Genomic DNA, 17,929 nt, shown 5'->3' with positions numbered 1-17,929 from the left:
ATCAGCCAGACAACGATGGGCGGCGCGTTCTCGTTAATACTGCGTAGCCTATTCCGCCAGCGATCAACCCCCAGAATGCCGATCCGATGCCCATCAGCGTTAGCCCGCTGGCGGTGACGAGAAATGCGATAACTGCCGCGTCACGCTCGCTTTCGTGGGTAAGCGCCTGATACAGGCTACCGCTAATCGTACTTAACAATGCCAGACCAGCCAGCATTTGCACCCAGCTAACCGGCAGGGCGACCATCAGCGCGGTTATCGAACCGCCAAACCACCCGGCAAGTAAATAAAAAACGCCTGCGGCGGCGGCCGCTAACCAGCGACGCGTTGGATCGGGGTGTGCGTCCGGGCTTTGACAAATGGCGGCCGTAATGGCGGCAATGCAGATAGAATAAACGCCAAATGGCGAAAGCAGCAGCGCCAGCAACCCGGTAAAAATCATTAACGGAGAGACAGGAAGCTGATAGCCAGACGCCTTCATTGTGGCGACGCCGGGGGCGTTTTGCGATGCCATCGTCACCAGGAAGAGCGGTACCGCGACGCTCAGGCTTTGAGCGAATGAAAAGTGGGGGGGAACGAAGGTGGGCCACACCGGCGCGAAATGAATACCGCTCATCGCCACCTTACCCTGGATGAGCGCCACCGTTATTCCCATCACCATGGCAGCAATAACGGCATAGCGGGGCGCGAATACTTTAAAGAGTAGCCACGCCAATAGCATACCGCCGCACATGACAAATTCTCCATTGAGCGTCCCGAACGCCTGCAGGCCGAAGCGTAGCAGTATTCCCGCCAGCATTGCAGCGGCAAGAGAATGGGGGATTATCCGCATCAAACGCGCAAACAATCCCGTGACGCCGCACAGCACAATCAGGGCATTGGCGACAATGAATATGCCCACGGCATCTGGCAACGATAATCCCTGAAGCCCTGTCACCAACAGGGCGGCGCCAGGCGTTGACCAGGCGGTTAAAACCGGCGCACGATACCACAAGGTTAACGTTAGTGTGCTTATGCCCATGGCTATACCGAGGGCGGTCATCCAGCCGGCGATCTCTGTGGGTGTTGCGCCAGCGGCAAGCGCCGCCTGCCAGATAATGGCGGCGGAACTCGCATAGCCGACCAGAACGGCGACCAGACCAGATAATACAGTAGGTAACGGCAGTGATAACAGACGCATGATCGCCTCTTGTGCGTTATAACGGTCAGTCAATGTAGCATTGTGCGTTATAGCGTACAAGTGATACGCTATGGTCTTACAGGGGGGGAAAATGGATAACCTGACACACTATCTGGCGACCACGTTAAGAACGTTACGCCATCAGCGAGGCTGGAGTTTATCGCGTCTGGCGGAGATCTCCGGCGTCTCAAAAGCCATGTTGGGGCAGATAGAGCGTAATGAATCCAGTCCGACAGTCGCAACGCTGTGGAAAATTGCGACGGGCCTGAACGTTCCATTCTCAATGTTTATTTCGCCTCCGCAGGCCGAATTTCCGCCAACCTTCGATCCCCAGCAGCAAGCGATGGTAATTACACCGCTGTTTCCGTGGGACCCTGAACTCTGTTTTGACTATTTTTCTCTATTGCTGGCGCCTGGCGCGGTCAGCGAATCAGCGCCGCATAAAGCCGGCGTTATCGAACATGTGGTGGTGATTCAGGGTCGGCTGGACATGTGTACTGGTGGGGTATGGCAAACCATAGACGCCGGTAAAGGTTTGCGTTTTGCCGGCGATACGGCGCATACCTATCGCAACAGCAGTGACCAGACGGTTCATTTTCACTCGCTGATCCATTACCCGCGTGATTAAGCGGGAAAACTATTTCGTTAGTTTGCGCTTCTGACTACAATAGCCGCCATTTCGCTGCTATTGGATAAGAACGACTGTATGCGCCAGCAACCTCACTATCTCGAATTGTTAAGTCCGGCCCGTGACGCCGCAATTGCTCGCGAAGCGATTTTGCATGGCGCAGATGCCGTCTACATCGGCGGACCCGGTTTTGGCGCACGTCATAACGCCAGTAACAGTCTGCGCGATATCGCCGATCTGGTCCCGTTTGCTCACCGTTACGGCGCCAGGATTTTTGTCACGCTGAATACTATCCTGCATGATGATGAGCTGGAGCCCGCGCAGCGGTTAATCACCGATTTGTACAACACCGGGGTGGATGCGCTGATTGTGCAGGATATGGGCATTCTGGAACTGGATATCCCGCCGATTGAGCTTCACGCCAGTACACAGTGTGATATTCGCAGCGTGGAAAAAGCGAAGTTTCTTGCCGATGTCGGTTTTTCACAGATTGTACTGGCGCGCGAGCTTAATTTGAGTCAGATAGCGGCTATTCATCAGGCTACTGACGCCACGATTGAGTTCTTCATTCATGGCGCGCTGTGTGTCGCTTATTCTGGACAGTGTTATATCTCTCATGCGCAAACCGGGCGCAGCGCCAATCGGGGCGACTGTTCGCAGGCCTGTCGTTTACCGTATACGTTAAAAGACGATCAGGGGCGGGTGGTCTCTTACGAAAAACATTTGCTATCGATGAAAGATAACGACCAAACGGCTAACCTCGGCGCGTTGATCGATGCAGGCGTACGTTCCTTCAAGATTGAAGGGCGCTACAAAGACATGAGCTATGTCAAAAACATCACCGCGCATTATCGTCAGATGCTGGACGCGATTATCGAGCAACGTGGCGAACTGGCGCGTGCGTCGGTTGGTCGGACCGAGCATTTTTTTGTTCCCTCCACGGAGAAAACCTTCCATCGCGGCAGCACCGACTATTTTGTTAACGCGCGTAAAGGTGATATTGGCGCATTTGATTCACCAAAATTTATTGGCTTGCCGGTAGGCGAGGTGCTGAATGTGGCGAAGGATTATCTCGACGTAGAAGCTACGGAGCCGTTGGCGAATGGCGATGGTCTGAACGTGTTGATTAAGCGTGAAGTGGTGGGTTTTCGCGCCAATACGGTGGAGAAAACCGGTCATAACCGCTACCGCGTTTGGCCAAATGATATGCCTGCCGACCTGCATAAAGTCCGTCCGCATCATCCGTTGAATCGTAATCTGGATCATAACTGGCAGCAAGCGCTGACAAAAACCTCCAGTGAGCGCCGTGTGGCGGTTGATATCATGCTGGGCGGCTGGCAGGAACAGCTTATTCTGACGCTGACCAGTGAAGACGGTGTCTGCATCACGCATACGCTTGATGGGGTATTTGAGGAAGCCAATAACTCTGAAAAAGCGTTGAATAACCTAACAGCCGGACTGGCGAAGCTGGGACAGACGCCTTACTACGCGCGTGATATGCAGGTGACATTACCGGCGGCGTTGTTCGTGCCAAATAGCCTGCTCAATCAGTTCCGTCGGGAGGCGATTGATATGCTTGACGCGGCGCGGCTGGCCCATTATCAACGAGGTCGTCGGAAACCCGTGGCGCAGCCTGCGCCGGTCTATCCGCAAACGCATCTCAGCTTTCTCGCTAATGTCTACAACCACAAAGCGCGGGAATTTTATCACCGTTACGGCGTACAATTGATTGATGCGGCCTATGAGGCGCATCAGGAGAAGGGCGAGGTACCGGTCATGATCACCAAACACTGCCTGCGTTTTGCGTTCAACCTTTGTCCTAAGCAGGCGAAAGGAAATATTAAGAGCTGGAAAGCCACGCCGATGCAGTTGGTGCATGGCGATGAAGTACTGACGCTAAAATTCGACTGCCGCCCTTGCGAAATGCATGTCATTGGCAAAATTAAAAACCATATCTTAAAAATGCCCCAGCCCGGCAGCGTTGTCGCTTCAGTGAGCCCTGAAGCGCTGATGAAAACGCTGCCGAAGCGTAGGGGCGTTTAATTAACGAAAATAGCTCTCTGGTTTGCGCGATTTCTGCCAGTTGTGGTGCTCGCGCAAGCCTTCCGCGGATTCTTCCGCTGCCGCCCGTAATTCATCACTGTCGGCTTCGTGTCTAAGCTGGTGCCCTCCCGTCGCAAACCATACGAATGCGTGGTCTTGCTGTTTCGCCAGTAACTGGCCTGAAAACAGCGCACAGGTCAGTAAAACTACTGATAACGTTTTTGTAAGCATCATGCCACCTTCCAGTTACGTCGTGAGGCTATGATGCCAATAATTTCTTTGAGTTATTATTCAACACTTCAAATTAGCGAAAACGGTTTGTCAATAAGTGCGATAAGTTGTATGAGAAAATATACTTATACTCAGTATCTCAATTATAAAAATAACGAGCCAATTCGTTCCATGCGAAATTCATTATTTCCTGGAAGTATATTTTAAAGGTATTGTATTAGATGGTTTTGGTATTGCCAGGGGATTGTAAACCATACTATTTATGGTGTGGTCAACTCTGGTGATGAGCCTCATTTTTTGTTGTTTCAACGAGTGAAGATAAATCTTCAGAAAAAAGGCTGTTATGAACTTGTAACGCTACATATTCAGCAAGGTCGTTTAAACATAGCAGGCCATGAGAGGAACTTTCCTCAAGCATATTCATTAATATCTCATTCTTAAACAAACATGAATAAACTAGTTGAGTAACTGAGCTTTGTGTATGATTTGCATGAAATGTTGCATTCTTTAAGTTAGTATTCTCAATAACCTTTGCGGCTATTTTGTTTTTAATAGCGTCGTCAATAGGTGGTACACCTGCCTGGGCGATGCCCAGATTAATCCTGGAGGAGATGGCGGCTTTTCTTTCCTGTTCCTTCCAGTCACATAAATTACCCTTTTCTGCCATGTCGATAAGCGTCTCTTTTATATTTTTTAGGTCAACGGAAAATGTTATACCGCCGGATAGCGAGAGTAGTAACCGCTCAGGGAACAAGCAACATAGCGGTTCACAAACATAAGTGCTAGCTTTTATATTAATATCAGAATATCTTTTCAGGTGGGCAGACTGAGTATCAACACAGAGAACTGTTCTATTCATTATCTCATAATAGTAGTGATCCTGACGTATCATAATGCATAACGGAATATCTTCGCCATCTTTAATACAGAGATTTGTATATTGACACTCAGCATCTTTATAGTGCTGAAAATGGAAATTTCCTCTGCATGATGGTGATGATAATTCATATAACTTGCAAAATAAATCAAATAAACGTTGTGCGTCAGGCGGAGAGGCAACATCACATAATTCCTTTATATATTGATCGGCAGCGGATCTTTGCGTGTCACAAAAAAAATCTTTAATCTTTTCCCATAGTAACGTAAAGAAGGAGCGTTGAGAGATGGCACTTTGGGAAAACATCTCACTTTTTAGAAACCCTCTCCCGATAGTAATTGGCATAATGTAGACCACAAGTGATTATATAATACTTCATTACTGGAATAGGTGGTATTCAAAATATTATCCCATGTTGTCCATCGGTTTGCCTATCGGTGAAACACCTGATTTTTGCTTTGCCCTGAACGCTCAAATCGACCCGTAGCTTTAGTCATGCCCACGCCTCCTGGCCATGAAGTATGTCAGGTAAAACGAATGAAAGTAAAATGGTTTTCTTAATTCTCACATCATCATGTACCATGAGCAATGATTAATTACGCGCTATATTATTTTTAGAGAAAGTAAATAGTTGCTCAACCGTGTAGAAATTGTCTTATAAGAAGTTAAACTAAAAGTATTATTAGGCTAACAACAATGAGATATTTAGCGGCAGGGCAGAAGGCCAATACTGATAGCACTTATGATATAAACACCTTACTCTTTAGTTTTTGTCTTAATTATATTTGTTGTAACGATTAGCTGACGGCTTTATTTCCTGTTGGGCGATAAAATTATAAAAACCTGCGAGGAGGCTCAAAATGAAGAAATCAGATGGTGAAATTCACGAAAAAACAGCATCCTGGGGCATTCTGCAGTCAGAATGGCTAAGAAAATGTGGACGGCTATTATTGTTGTTACTTTACCGTTTCGTTATCGGATGGGCTTTTTTTCAGTTACTCGCCATGATTGTGGCAGGGTTATTTTTGTTAGGCGTCTTATTATTTCATCCCGTAATATTTGTACAGACTATCGCAATCACTGAGAAGTTAAATCATGCTTCGCTTGATTTATGGCATATCCTTAAGTTATGCCTATGGCATTACGGTATCATCGCAGGGTTTATTTTTATGGCGGAGTGTACGTTAAGTAAAAGTATACGGCAGGTTCAGCGCTTGTCCAAAAAGTTTGGGGCACAGGATTTTTCTTCACGCCCGTGATCCGCCGTTGCAACCTGCGTTCTTACTGAATAATGACTATGGCCAGCAGACCGAATTATCTCGGTTCGAGGGGGAGTCTATGTGTTTGCACAACTGCGGTGAGTCGTAATTAAAGATGCCTTATCGCCGACAATCGAAGCGTTCCTCGCTAATTGCCTTCCTGACTATATAGTGGTCTTATCTTTGGCGAAACAATCTTATTTAGTTATGGAAGGCGACAACAACTGTACTACTGATTATCAAATAACCTTTCTGGTCAGGTAGACTCGCCTTTGTGAAAACACATCGTTATCTGTGTTCCTGGGACTCACTCCCTTGCCGCCTTTAAGCAACTCGAATTATTTTAGGTATAGAACAGGCGGCGTAATGGTCATATAAGCAAAATATAACCTCTCCGTTTGTGATAAGGCACAGATTACAGGGGGAATGATGTTTATTTTAACCATCTGTTTAAGCGCTGTCCGCTAATCTTTACCTGCTCAAATACATAATCACCCCTGTGACTCTCGCGAGGTGTAACATATGGTAAAATGCGTATTTTCTTTCCTCCTGTTCAGCCTGTTGTCCGTTCAGGCAATGTCAGCTGAAAACCATATTGATCTCCACCAGCCAAAAGACTTTGTCGATATTACTACGGTCGCCCCCGACGTACAGGTAGACATGCGATACTTCACTTCCCATAACTTTATTGGTCGCCCCATTAAAGGCTATAACGCGCCTGTTTGCCTGTTAACACGACCAGCCGCGAACGCACTAAAGCAGGTCGCCGATCGTTTACGCCCCTTCGGACTTACCTTAAAAATATATGATTGCTACCGTCCGCAAAGCGCAGTGAACGACTTTATCGCGTGGGCCAAAGATCCTTCTCAAAACCAAATGAAAAACGAATTTTATCCGCAGGTAGAGAAAAAGCGTCTGTTTGAGGAAGGTTATCTTGCCGCCAGATCCGGCCACAGTCGGGGAAGTACGCTTGATCTAACGATTGTTTCACTCGACAGTAAAATACCGATATACCATCCCGGACGACCACTGGTGAATTGTACTGCGTCCGTGGCGCAACGCTCGCCAGATAATAGTCTGGATTTTGGTACCGGCTTTGACTGTTTTAGTCCGTTATCCCATCCCGATAATGTCATGCTTACCGCTCAGCAACGCGCAAATAGGTTGTTATTACAAACATTGATGCGTGATGCGGGCTTTACGCCACTGGATACCGAATGGTGGCACTTCTCCCTTACTCATGAACCATACCCGAACACCTGGTTTGACTTTCCCGTTAAGCAGAGACCCTGAAACGGCATTTTGTTGCGAAATCTAATCATTACGCCTGTTGGAAAGCACCATAACAGTTAGCAAATCATTGTTAATTTTAACAACTGATATACACTGCGGTTGCCACCTGCAAGCAGCGCTCAATGAGAACGAATAATGAAAAAATATCAACGTCTGGCGGAGCAAATTAGAGAACAAATCGCCTCTGGCGTTTGGCAGCCCGGCGATCGATTACCCTCGCTGAGGGAGCAGGTCGCCAGTAGCGGCATGAGTTTTATGACTGTCGGTCATGCGTACCAGTTGCTGGAAAGTCAGGGACGGATTATCGCCCGTCCGCAATCCGGTTATTATGTCGCGCCGCATCCGGTTTGTCGGTCAGTCGCGACGGCAGCGCACGTTATTCGGGATGAAGCCGTAGATATCAATACCTATATTTTTGAGATGCTGCAGGCCAGTCGTGATACCTCAGTGGTGCCCTTTGCTTCAGCGTTTCCCGATCCGCGCCTGTTTCCCTTGCCGCAATTGAACCGCTCTCTGGCGCAGGTCAGTAAAACCGCGACGGCAATGAGCGTCATCGAAAACTTGCCGCCAGGTAATGCAGAATTGCGCTATGCGATAGCACGCCGTTACGCGCAGCAGGGGATTACCGTTTCTCCTGACGAGATTGTCATTACCGCCGGCGCGCTGGAAGCGTTGAATCTTAGTTTACAGGCGGTGACGGCGCCGGGAGACTGGGTGGTGGTGGAGAACCCCTGTTTCTACGGTGCGCTACAGGCCCTGGAGCGATTGCGCCTGAAAGCGTTGTCGATACCCACCGATGTTAAAGAAGGTATCGATCTTATGGCGCTGGAACAGGCGTTACAGGAGTATCCGGTGAAAGCGTGCTGGTTAATGACCAACAGCCAGAATCCGTTAGGGTTCACGCTGAGTGCTGAGAAAAAAGCGCGGCTGGTTGCGTTACTCACGCACCATAACGTGACGCTAATTGAAGACGATGTTTATAGCGAACTCTACTTTGGCCGCGAGAAACCTCTGCCCGCCAAAGCATGGGATCGCGACGATACCGTGTTGCATTGTTCGTCTTTTTCCAAATGTCTGGTTCCCGGTTTTCGCATTGGCTGGGTTGCGGGAGGAAGCCATGCCAGACAAATTCAGCGTTTGCAGTTAATGAGCACATTATCCACCAGTTCCCCCATGCAATTGGCGTTAGTGGATTATCTCTCGACACGTCGATATGACGCGCATCTGCGCCGATTGCGAAGGCAGCTTGCCGAACGTAAACAGCAAGCCTGGCAAACCCTTTTGCGCCATCTCCCGGCGGAAGTAAAAATTCACCATAACGATAGCGGTTATTTTCTTTGGCTGGAGCTACCTGAGCAGCTTGATGCCGGTGAACTTAGCGCCAAAGCGCTTGAACACCTTATCAGTATCGCGCCGGGGAAAATGTTTTCAACGTCCGGCGCCTGGACGCGTTTCTTTCGTTTTAACACCGCATGGCATTGGGGAGAACGGGAAGAACAGGCCGTAAAACAGCTTGGCAGCCTGATTCGCGAGATGCTGAGCGCTAAAAGCCTTGTGTGAGGTGGAATGCGTGTCAGCTCACAACCTGACTAAATTTCCCGAGTGTGCCGGGTGAGCATCTGGCGCGCCGTCTATTTTTAGGAAAGCGGCGGCCCGTTCGCCGGAAATCGATTAATGACGATATGGGAAAATGCTATGCAATATCAATTACTGATTAATGGCGTGCTGGTGGACGGCGAGGGAGAAAGGCAGTCCGTTTATAACCCGGCGACAGGCGAGGTCATACTTGAGATTGCGGAAGCGTCGCCCGCGCAGGTTGACGCCGCAGTGCTGGCCGCCGATAGCGCGTTTGCCGAATGGGGGCAGACCACACCCAAAGCACGGGCGGAATGTCTGTTAAAACTGGCGGACAGCATCGAGCAAAACGCCCTTGAGTTCGCCCGGCTTGAATCGCAAAACTGCGGTAAGCCTTTGCACTGCGCAATTAATGATGAAATTCCGGCAATCGTGGATGTCTTTCGCTTTTTTGCCGGCGCGGCCCGTTGTTTGAGTGGGCTGGCGGCGGGCGAATATCTGGAAGGGCATACGTCGATGATCCGCCGGGATCCGATTGGCGTGGTTGCCTCTATCGCGCCGTGGAATTATCCGCTCATGATGGCGGCCTGGAAGCTGGCGCCAGCGCTGGCGGCAGGTAACTGCGTGGTGATTAAGCCTTCTGAAATCACGCCGCTGACGGCGCTTAAACTTGCCGCGCTGGCGAAGGATATCTTTCCGCCGGGGGTGCTCAATGTCCTGTTCGGACGAGGGCAGACTGTTGGCGATGTATTGACCGGTCATGAAAAAGTACGCATGGTCTCTTTAACCGGTTCTATCGCGACCGGGGAGCATATTCTGCGCCATACTGCGCCAGCGATAAAACGTACGCATATGGAACTCGGTGGTAAAGCCCCGGTGATTGTTTTTGATGACGCCGATCTGGATGCGGTGGCGCAGGGCGTCCGGACTTTTGGTTTCTATAATGCCGGACAGGATTGTACTGCGGCGTGCCGTATATACGCGCAGCGCGGTATCTATGATGCGCTGGTCGAAAAGCTGGGGAACGCGGTGAGCAGCCTGAAAATGGGCGCGCCGGAGGATGAGTCGACAGAGCTGGGGCCGTTAAGTTCGCTGGCGCACCTGAAGCGCGTCACAGCGGCTGTAGAGGAGGCGAAGGCCCTCAGCCATATCCGTGTGATTACTGGTGGAAGTCAAACGGAAGGTAAAGGTTACTATTTCGCTCCGACGTTGCTGGCAGACGCAAAACAGGAAGATGCCATCGTGCAACGCGAGGTCTTCGGCCCGGTGGTCAGTATAACCGTCTTTGATGATGAAGATCAGGTTCTGAGGTGGGCCAACGATTCTCGCTATGGTCTGGCATCCTCCGTCTGGACTCAGGACGTCGGGCGGGCGCACCGGCTTAGCGCCAGATTGCAGTATGGCTGTACCTGGATTAATACCCATTTCATGTTGGTTAGCGAAATGCCGCATGGAGGGCAAAAACAGTCGGGATACGGCAAAGATATGTCATTGTATGGTCTGGAAGACTACACCCTTGTCCGCCACATCATGGTTAAGCATTAAGGATCATTTACTGTTCAGAAAAATCGTGAAAAAATAGGCGGGTGTCGGCGGAGAGGGGGACCTCCCCGCCAACATGCGCAGCAAGTACTCAAAGGTTGAACACCTCAAGCAAACCAGCCGAATCTCAACGAGATCAGACCCAAAAGTCCTGCAGCAGCAAAGACATTAATCAGCACGACGGTTTTACTGGAAACATTCATTTTCGCCACCTTTCATCATAACCCCTATGGGTATAGTACGGGTTGGCGAGATCCGCAATAATACGTAAACAGGATATTCTGTGAGCGGAGCCGTGCATTGAGAACGTTTTGCTGTTAAGGCTGATAAACCTTGATGTGTGTCAAATAAAAAGAGCATATTGCGCGCGTTTTTTCCTCTGGTTGGCGCGGATGCCTGATATGACCCTCTTTCAAAAGATATTAATTTTTTACGCCGTCATGGCGGTGATATCATCCCTGATCACCTGGTTTTTGACTCATGACAAAAAACGAATTCGTTTCCTGAGCGCCTTTTTGGTTGGCGCGACATGGCCGATAAGTTTCCCCGTCGCATTGCTGTTTTCGCTTTTCTGACCTCAAGCCCGATACAGGTTACCGGGCATGGTTTTTCCGCCAGGTCAGGCTATCAGGGCAATTAATTGCGCTCTGTCTACGTCGGTAACGTCCTGCGGATGCCGATATCCTGCGTTCTCATTGGCCAGGGTATACAGCGCAACAAGCCAGTCATAGACATAGCGGCTGGCGGCGTGAACGGGCTGTTCGTCAAGCTTTGTTAGACGCAACATTGTCGAACGCGGCGTTGCGGCGAAAATGGCTGCGCCTTTCTGAACGCGGCTGGCCGGGCGTTGGGCCTCCTCGATATTTGCGTAGCCGAGCCAGGCGATGAAGTTACCAATGATGGCATGAAGCTGCGCGCCGCTAACCTCCTCGCGCTGCATGGTTTTCTGTAACTGCTGAGGTAAACCGAGGCGATAGCTGGCGGTAATTAAAATCTCCGCCACGGCGTTGAGCATCTGCGGTTCCAGTCCCAGACGTTGCGCATTATCCCGGCAGTGGGCCCACTGGCGCAGATGATTGATCCACATTTTGTGCGCCTGGTAGCCCGTTTCGTGACCTTCTGACGCTGAAACGCGCGTTGGTTCGTCGGCAAAGAGATCGATCGCGTCATTAAATAAACCGCTGACCTGTTCTTCTCGTGACTGTCGGGTGCGCAGTAACGCTTCGAAATTCTGTACCGGCGGTAACAGCCCGGCCAGCAGGTCGCCATGTCTGGCGGCCTGGGCCTGAAGACGCCGGATCACGGTTTCAACCGGTAGCCGCGCGTCATCAAACATCGGTAACAGATCGCGCACGCGGCCTCGCAGTTGTTCGCGTAACGCCTGTAAGCGCGCCTGTCGCTGTGGTGCCGATGTCGCCTGCGATAACCACTCCACCAAACGCTGCATACTGTGTTTATCCAGCGCCTGCAACGTTCCCCAGTGCACGCCAGGTTTACCCATCAACTGCTGGACGGCTTCATCCAGATTTTGCTGAGTGGCAAAACGGGCATCCTGTGGAGTAATAGCCCAGACGACGCCAGGTAACGCTGATTCATGCTGCGGTTGCGTGGCGTTAACCCACTCCAGTAAGTGGCGGGCGGCGGTGGACGTTTGCGAGCGAGATGCCAGAGCATTGCAAATCACCAGAACATCGGGCTGTACCTGCTGACGGTAATGGGCCAGCATCCAGCCTAATTTCGCCCGCCATAACGGATGAGGATGACTGTCTGGCGCGACCGGAATATCCAGTAAATCAACGTTATCCAGTACGCTGTTTTCAACGGTTAGCACCAGTTCGCGGGTAAGCAGCGCCAGAGAATCAAGCGAAAGGCTGACCGCATTGAGCAGTCGGCCTTCCTTAACCGGATGCACCACCACATCGCTTTGCGTATCGCTGGCGGTTAGCGCCATTTGCGTCAGGAAGTTTTCCGCCGGTAAGCCAAAATGATCGACCAGCAGGCTGAGCGGCGCCGCCAGTTCCCCGGCATGGCCGGTTTGTTGCAACATATGCGCCAGCGCCAGCCATTGCTGGGTGATCTCTGGTTGCTCTCCCCACAGTAATGCCCAGGCGTGCGCCCGTGTCGTGAGATCCAGCGCAGGCAAGAGCGAGGCAAAGTGTTGCCATGTCGCATCATCAATATGTTGTCTGGCGGACGGAAGACAAGAGCGCCAGAAACTCGCGATGGTCGCGACCTCTTCAGCGGTAACGCCGGGGACGGGCTGCGGTTGGCGAAGCGATTGCCATTTCTCCAGGCGTGATGTGATAATGGATTTTTCGACCTGGCGACAAACGGGGGACGAGCTGGTCCAGGCAATAAAGATCTGCACCAGTTCAGCTTCACTGATCAAGCGCAGGCGCAACGGCCAGCCGCTCTCGTTTGAAAAAATGTCGCGCGTAAAGCGAATAGCCATATTCGCTGGCGCATGACCCGGGTTGATGTGGCTGAAATAATCATAGTCACGGTCCGGCGTGATAATTTCCAGCTTGCCATTCTCGTTACCGCATAGCGTCGTTAGCAGATGCGCTTTTGCGGATTGCGCATACCCGTACAGACCGACGCAGCCATGTGATGCGCAGGCGGCGTTGAGCGTTGACTCATCCGCCGCGGCAAGCGTAAGTTGCGCCAGCAGAGCGTCGGCTTCGTCATCCAGCCGCGTTGCGTAACGGCGCGTGTTGTTAACCCACTCGATAACAGCCTGGGTGGCGTTTAACGGTTTTGTCATTTCAGGTATACACTCCCGCTATCTATCCAGTAGTGGCTGCCGCTGTGGCGACGGTCAGCCAGCGTATTCAATTTTAATGTCAGCGCATCGGCGGCGACCGGCGTCCCGTCCTGGAGCCAGGCATCACTTAATATGAACGATTCCGGGGCGCTATCTTTGCTACTGCCGCGTAATTTCAGTCGCACATTCAGTACGCCGTCGCCTGCGATGGTTTTCGCCAGTTCGGCGGAATTAATGCTCAGGCAATAGAGTGGGGTCGCAGGCCAGCGACTGTTCGCCAGTTGACGAAAGCCCAACGTTACGTTGCCGCGTAGCGGAAAATGCAGGCGAGCGTCCAGCGTTGCGCCGGGTTTATCCAAATCGATCTCGTGATACCAGATATTTTCATCGCGAAGCGTATTAACGGTATTATCCAGTACGCCGAGATAACGCACAGTCGAATACGCGCCAATATCAGCCGCTTTAAAATTGAAACGCGGCAGACGTAAGTCCAGTGCCAGGCTGCATAACATCGCGCCCACCGCGGCAGTGGATTTTGGATTGCCGATACGCCCTTGCTGACTGAAGGGATACCATTCATGTACCTGATACTTATCCATCCACACAATGCGATTAACCGGCACCGGTTGTAAGTGCCGGATGAGCGCCTGTACGCCGGGTAAACAGGTCGGTCTCCCCGTCACCAGCAAGATATCGCAGTGATAGTGGGAGATCGCTTCGCAGACCGCATGAAGCGGCGTTGTCAGCGTAAACTGACCGGCCAGCAGAGCCTCCTGAAGCTGGCTAAACTGGATTTGCAACGGCACATTGAATATATCAAATGTCGGCGAACCAGACGGTAAGGCATGATCGATCGCCTGCTGGATATAGTTCATCACGTTGCTCGTTGGGCGGCGGATCAGCAGATCGCCAAATGTCGCATGTAAACCGGCAAACGGATCGTTAATGTCGCTTTGCTCCCAGGCGGAAAGTACCGCATGGCCCAGCGGCATAAATAATTGCAGCGCCGTTTGCTGGCGCAAAATGGCCTGAGTATCAATTCGTCCCGAATCGCCAAATAAGGTCGCCAGCAGGGCGGCGGCATCCGTAACGCCTGCCCGTTGCAACGCCGTTTGCAGGGAAGGGAGTACGCAACGCTGAATGATATCCAATAGCAGATCGTCCCCGGCGACTTTAAAACCTTCGCGAAACAGGAGATGAGGCGTAATTTTTACATTGGCCCCCACGCCGTCATCTAACTGATAGTGAACGATCGCCATATCCGTCGTGCCGCCGCCGATATCAATCGATGCCACGCGCAACGCGCGTCCGGGGACGACGCCGGGTTCAGGCTGGCGATCCGGTCTGGCGAGCGCATTAAAAAAGGATTCGGTACGCCCGGCGTAATGCGAAATGGCTTCGTTATAAAGCCATACCAGTTGGCCGCAACTTGCTTCGTCCCATTCCATCTGTATTTCTGGTACCGGCACCACGCTTTTTTCACGCTGCTTAGGCGTGGTGAAATCCTCATCCTGCGGATGCCAGCCCATAGCTTTCCAGACCAGCGCCAGCGCTTCAAACATTCGCTGGCGGAAAATTTCTCGCTCCTGTTTCGGCATGGCGGAAGGCAGCGTTAAAATCAGGGTGCGTAGCTGGCGCGGCGAGGCGGGAAAGCCGAGCCGCAGCCGGGTGGCGACGCTGTTAATTTGCCCCAGCGCCTGAGCCAGAATTTCGCACAACATATGCGTCATCAAGGTGCTACGGCTGTATTGCGGCGAAAAAACCGGTAGCCTTTCTTCATGCGGCAGGCGGAATAACGGCTGTCCGTCGTCGTTCATCAGATTCATCAGCGGAAACGCGGTGGCAAGCGGTTCGCGCTGCGTTTTACCGTGGATCTGGCTAAAACGCCAGTCCTGCAAGGCGGGGGTTTCATCCCACAGGTAGCGGCGCGGGCTGGAGATGCCGCTGCTGCCTTCGGTGCCCACACGCTGCATAGCAAGGGCGCGAGCCTCGTCGCCCACACGCACAATGGAAGGCCAGACAAAGGCGTCGTCTCGTCCGCTTTCGACAGAAAAGTGTTGCTTGCCAAAGCGCGCTTCTGAGAATTCCACCCGGCTGGTAAATAAAGGATCGTTCAGATACTGCGGCTCGCTTAAAGAACGCACCTGAAGCTCTGCCGTCTGGCGTAACCCGTCATTCGCATCGCCATGATCCTCGATCAATACGCCGCAGGTATGCGTATTGCCGACATCCAGAATCAGATCGACCGGGATTGCGGGCGTGCTTAACGTATGTGTCACAAACTTTACTTCCGGCACCGTAAGCTGTTCGCCTAACAGCGTCAGTAAATTCAACCAGTGCGCCTGATACTCAAAGCTACGCAGCGCTTGTTGTATGGCCTGTTCCGAACGGTTTTCCACCTGTGAGGCATACTGAAGAAACGACTCGCGCAGCCAGCCGTCAATCCATGTCTGGTCAAGAAAATCGGCAACTTCTTCATCGCGCCAGGCGAGCGCAAAACGTGTGCCATTGAGCAGATCGTTTTCGCAAGGCGCCAACGCCGCAGGCATATTTTTTGCCAGCTGACTGTCGAAGGCGAGGGTGATGCGGTGTGTGTTTCCGGCGCTATCTGGCTCGCTGAGTTTACGTACCTGAATGCGCGCCCAGTTATCCGGCCCGTCAATAAAGGTACGCGGCGGATTAAAACGCAGGAACGGCAGGGGGAGCCAGATTCCGTCGAGTACATCCAGAGAATAGTGCAGCGTCTGAGTGCTTTCTGGTTTCACGACTTCGGGTTGGCCGCCAGCACGTCCAGGCAACGTGTAGCGCCCGCTGGTCAGATCAAAATCGAGGCGCAGTAGCGGACCGTTTGCCGTTTTGCGCACAAAACGTCCGTAGTGGGCCGACTCTTGCGGCGTTAAGCCAAAATCAAGAAACTGGACGCCGCTGTTTGCAATGAGCGTGACGCTCTGTTTGTAATCACACAGATTGACCAACATAAAATCAGGCACCTATCTTTTTAAACGTCAACGGAATTGCCGCGTGGTCGCCATAACGGGCGGTACAGGTTGCGACGTCATTGACGCCTGCTTTACAGGTAATTTCCGGCATCGGATAACGTGAACCGTCGGTGCAGCGCGCATTGCCGCGACTTTTAATCATCAGCTCGCCCGTTTGATGCAGACCAGAGAAAATTTCCGCCCGACACACCACGTTATCGCCATGTACTACGCGCGCGATACCTTTGTTATTTTGGATCTGATAACGCAGAGAGGGCGGCTTGCCGGTAATCGGATCTTTGACATCCACGCTGACCCGCCAGCTACCGTTTAAAAAGCGCGTGGTTCCAAGCTTCATCTGCGTACTGTCCATCACCAGCGCGTCTTTGGGGATAGCGGCAATGATAACAGGCGCTTCCGGCAGCGGCGCCGCTTTGGGGGCGGGCGTCACCTCAGCGCGATGCAGCGGCAAATGCGCGGTGAGTTCAGGCAATGGGGTAACGTCAGTTTTCGCGGTAGCGACAGGCGCGGCGCGAACAGGAGAGGACCCGTCAACGGATGAAGATGGCCAGAAAAAAGGCGTGGCGACGGCGGCGATAACCACGGCAGCGACAGGTAAGCTCCACAGCGGTAGGCGGCGAGCTCTTTTCGCCTCAGCAACCGGGATGGGTGTGGCTGGCTTCGGCTCGCTAACGATAACGGGCGGCGCAACAGGTTCCTCCGGCATTTTCGGCGGCTCAATGACAGACGTTAACAAAGGTTCATCCGCCTGACTAAACGCCGCCTCTACCAGCGGCTTTTCTTCGGGCTCCGGCTCCGGCTCCGGCTCGACCAGAGGGATGTCGGGGATTGCCTCGGTTACCCGCAGGCAGTCCAGCACATCATCGCGTGTATTTTCGTTGAGATTAACGAATCCCCAGAAGGTGATAACCGGTTTGCCGTTAACCAGGAAAACATGATTTTCGCCGGGAAATTGCGTCGCTTTTTCAAGTAGCGAACCAAATAGCTGAAGCGCTGTTTTACCGGATTGCAGACTTTTGCGACTGAGTGCAGCCGCGCTTTCAAAAGTGCTGGCTAAATAACGTAAAGCCCGAGAACGTGTCTCTTCGTCAGCCGCTTTCCACGCTATCGCCTGACCTTCAATCGGCGAATACCAGTCAACCCGATCGCCATTATCGTTAAGTTGCGGAATCGCCAGACAGTCAACCATCGCCTGCTGTTTACGCAGACGAAGCGTTTCGCGAATTTGCAATGCTGATTCAAATACGGCCTGACCGCCGCCGCCCACGGCCTGATAATCATCCAGATTGCCGCTGCGCAAGAGAGATTTTGCCACGTTGTTATCCCTTAGACTTCTTCACGCGTCTACTTTACGGGGTCTATACGCAAGCAAACGGCGGAAGAAAGGCAAAAAGGCGCGAATTCTCGGTCTATTAAGCCCCGTGTTTCCACTTGACGTAAGTTAAATCAGGGTGGCGGCGGCGAATTACCGCATCGGGCGACAATAACGCGTATAATAGGCGAATCATGCTGTTACAGAATAAAGAGTAGGAGAGCTT

The 17,929-nt window shown here is 51.9% G+C and carries 14 protein-coding genes and 1 pseudogene; 8 read left to right on the top strand and 7 right to left on the bottom strand.

Annotated features, from left to right (window positions below):
* Position 1: 1 nt before the first annotated feature.
* Positions 2 to 1,180: a benzoate/H(+) symporter BenE family transporter gene (locus ACLD4F_RS03135; RefSeq protein WP_001238509.1), complete on the bottom strand. Its 1,179-nt coding sequence runs from the start codon at positions 1,178 to 1,180 to the stop codon at positions 2 to 4.
* Between the two features lie 91 nt (positions 1,181 to 1,271).
* Between ACLD4F_RS03135 and ACLD4F_RS03130 the strand changes: the two genes are divergently transcribed.
* Together ACLD4F_RS03130 and ACLD4F_RS03125 are read left to right on the top strand one after the other, a co-directional pair.
* Complete coding sequence (locus ACLD4F_RS03130) at positions 1,272 to 1,808, top strand: helix-turn-helix domain-containing protein (RefSeq protein ID WP_000369544.1); 537 nt, start codon at positions 1,272 to 1,274, stop codon at positions 1,806 to 1,808.
* A 78-nt stretch (positions 1,809 to 1,886) separates the two neighbouring features.
* Complete coding sequence (locus tag ACLD4F_RS03125; RefSeq protein WP_080178362.1) at positions 1,887 to 3,851, top strand: peptidase U32 family protein; 1,965 nt, start codon at positions 1,887 to 1,889, stop codon at positions 3,849 to 3,851.
* Here ACLD4F_RS03125 and ACLD4F_RS03120 read toward each other — a convergent pair whose 3' ends face one another.
* Both ACLD4F_RS03120 and sifB read right to left on the bottom strand, forming a co-directional pair.
* Complete coding sequence (locus tag ACLD4F_RS03120) at positions 3,852 to 4,082, bottom strand: DUF2554 family protein (protein WP_000956438.1); 231 nt, start codon at positions 4,080 to 4,082, stop codon at positions 3,852 to 3,854.
* A gap of 271 nt (positions 4,083 to 4,353) precedes the next feature.
* Positions 4,354 to 5,304 carry an SPI-2 type III secretion system effector SifB gene (gene sifB / locus ACLD4F_RS03115; protein WP_079961490.1) on the bottom strand — a complete coding sequence of 317 codons (951 nt, stop codon included), beginning with the start codon at positions 5,302 to 5,304 and terminating at the stop codon, positions 4,354 to 4,356.
* Positions 5,305 to 5,819: 515 nt separating this feature from the next.
* On the opposite strand from sifB, the gene ACLD4F_RS03110 reads away from it, so the two are divergent.
* The 5 genes and pseudogenes from ACLD4F_RS03110 (at position 5,820) to patD (ending at position 10,631) form a co-directional block, all read left to right on the top strand.
* Positions 5,820 to 6,218, top strand: a complete 399-nt coding sequence (locus ACLD4F_RS03110; protein ID WP_172496923.1) for a D-alanyl-D-alanine dipeptidase — start codon at positions 5,820 to 5,822, stop codon at positions 6,216 to 6,218.
* Between the two features lie 32 nt (positions 6,219 to 6,250).
* Positions 6,251 to 6,482: pseudogene (locus ACLD4F_RS03105) on the top strand (hypothetical protein).
* Between the two features lie 258 nt (positions 6,483 to 6,740).
* Positions 6,741 to 7,511 (top strand): M15 family metallopeptidase, encoded by a 771-nt coding sequence (locus tag ACLD4F_RS03100; protein WP_172496922.1) that lies wholly within the window; start codon positions 6,741 to 6,743, stop codon positions 7,509 to 7,511.
* A 135-nt stretch (positions 7,512 to 7,646) separates the two neighbouring features.
* Positions 7,647 to 9,071, top strand: coding sequence for a GntR family transcriptional regulator YdcR (gene ycdR / locus ACLD4F_RS03095; RefSeq protein ID WP_000760692.1), 1,425 nt, complete (start codon positions 7,647 to 7,649; stop codon positions 9,069 to 9,071).
* Positions 9,072 to 9,185: 114 nt separating this feature from the next.
* Positions 9,186 to 10,631 (top strand): aminobutyraldehyde dehydrogenase, encoded by a 1,446-nt coding sequence (patD, locus tag ACLD4F_RS03090; protein ID WP_350387457.1) that lies wholly within the window; start codon positions 9,186 to 9,188, stop codon positions 10,629 to 10,631.
* 104 nt (positions 10,632 to 10,735) lie between these two features.
* Here the strand turns inward: patD and yncL are convergent, their stop codons facing one another.
* A complete protein-coding gene (gene yncL, locus ACLD4F_RS03085) occupies positions 10,736 to 10,831 on the bottom strand; it encodes a stress response membrane protein YncL (protein WP_001103198.1) in 96 nt (31 codons plus the stop codon).
* 198 nt (positions 10,832 to 11,029) lie between these two features.
* On the opposite strand from yncL, the gene ACLD4F_RS03080 reads away from it, so the two are divergent.
* Positions 11,030 to 11,203: a GhoT/OrtT family toxin gene (locus ACLD4F_RS03080; RefSeq protein WP_000171943.1), complete on the top strand. Its 174-nt coding sequence runs from the start codon at positions 11,030 to 11,032 to the stop codon at positions 11,201 to 11,203.
* A 44-nt stretch (positions 11,204 to 11,247) separates the two neighbouring features.
* Here the strand turns inward: ACLD4F_RS03080 and srfC are convergent, their stop codons facing one another.
* The 3 genes from srfC to srfA are packed head-to-tail and all read right to left on the bottom strand — an operon-like array spanning position 11,248 to position 17,706.
* Positions 11,248 to 13,392, bottom strand: coding sequence for a virulence-associated effector SrfC (gene srfC, locus ACLD4F_RS03075; protein ID WP_079944344.1), 2,145 nt, complete (start codon positions 13,390 to 13,392; stop codon positions 11,248 to 11,250).
* On the bottom strand, positions 13,389 to 16,370 hold the full coding sequence (locus ACLD4F_RS03070; protein WP_000960830.1) for a virulence factor SrfB: 2,982 nt from the start codon (positions 16,368 to 16,370) through the stop codon (positions 13,389 to 13,391). The genes srfC and ACLD4F_RS03070 overlap by 4 nt, the downstream gene beginning before the upstream one ends.
* Before the next feature lie 4 nt (positions 16,371 to 16,374).
* Entirely contained in the window at positions 16,375 to 17,706 is a 1,332-nt protein-coding gene (gene srfA / locus ACLD4F_RS03065) for a virulence-associated effector SrfA (protein ID WP_079826705.1), read from the bottom strand.
* Positions 17,707 to 17,929 lie beyond the last annotated feature (223 nt).

The organism is Salmonella sp. 741265050_HSA (assembly GCF_046569445.1).
Taxonomy (GTDB): domain Bacteria; phylum Pseudomonadota; class Gammaproteobacteria; order Enterobacterales; family Enterobacteriaceae; genus Salmonella; species Salmonella enterica.
Note: the sequence above shows the minus strand (reverse complement) of the source record. Positions and strands in the feature narration are given on the sequence as shown.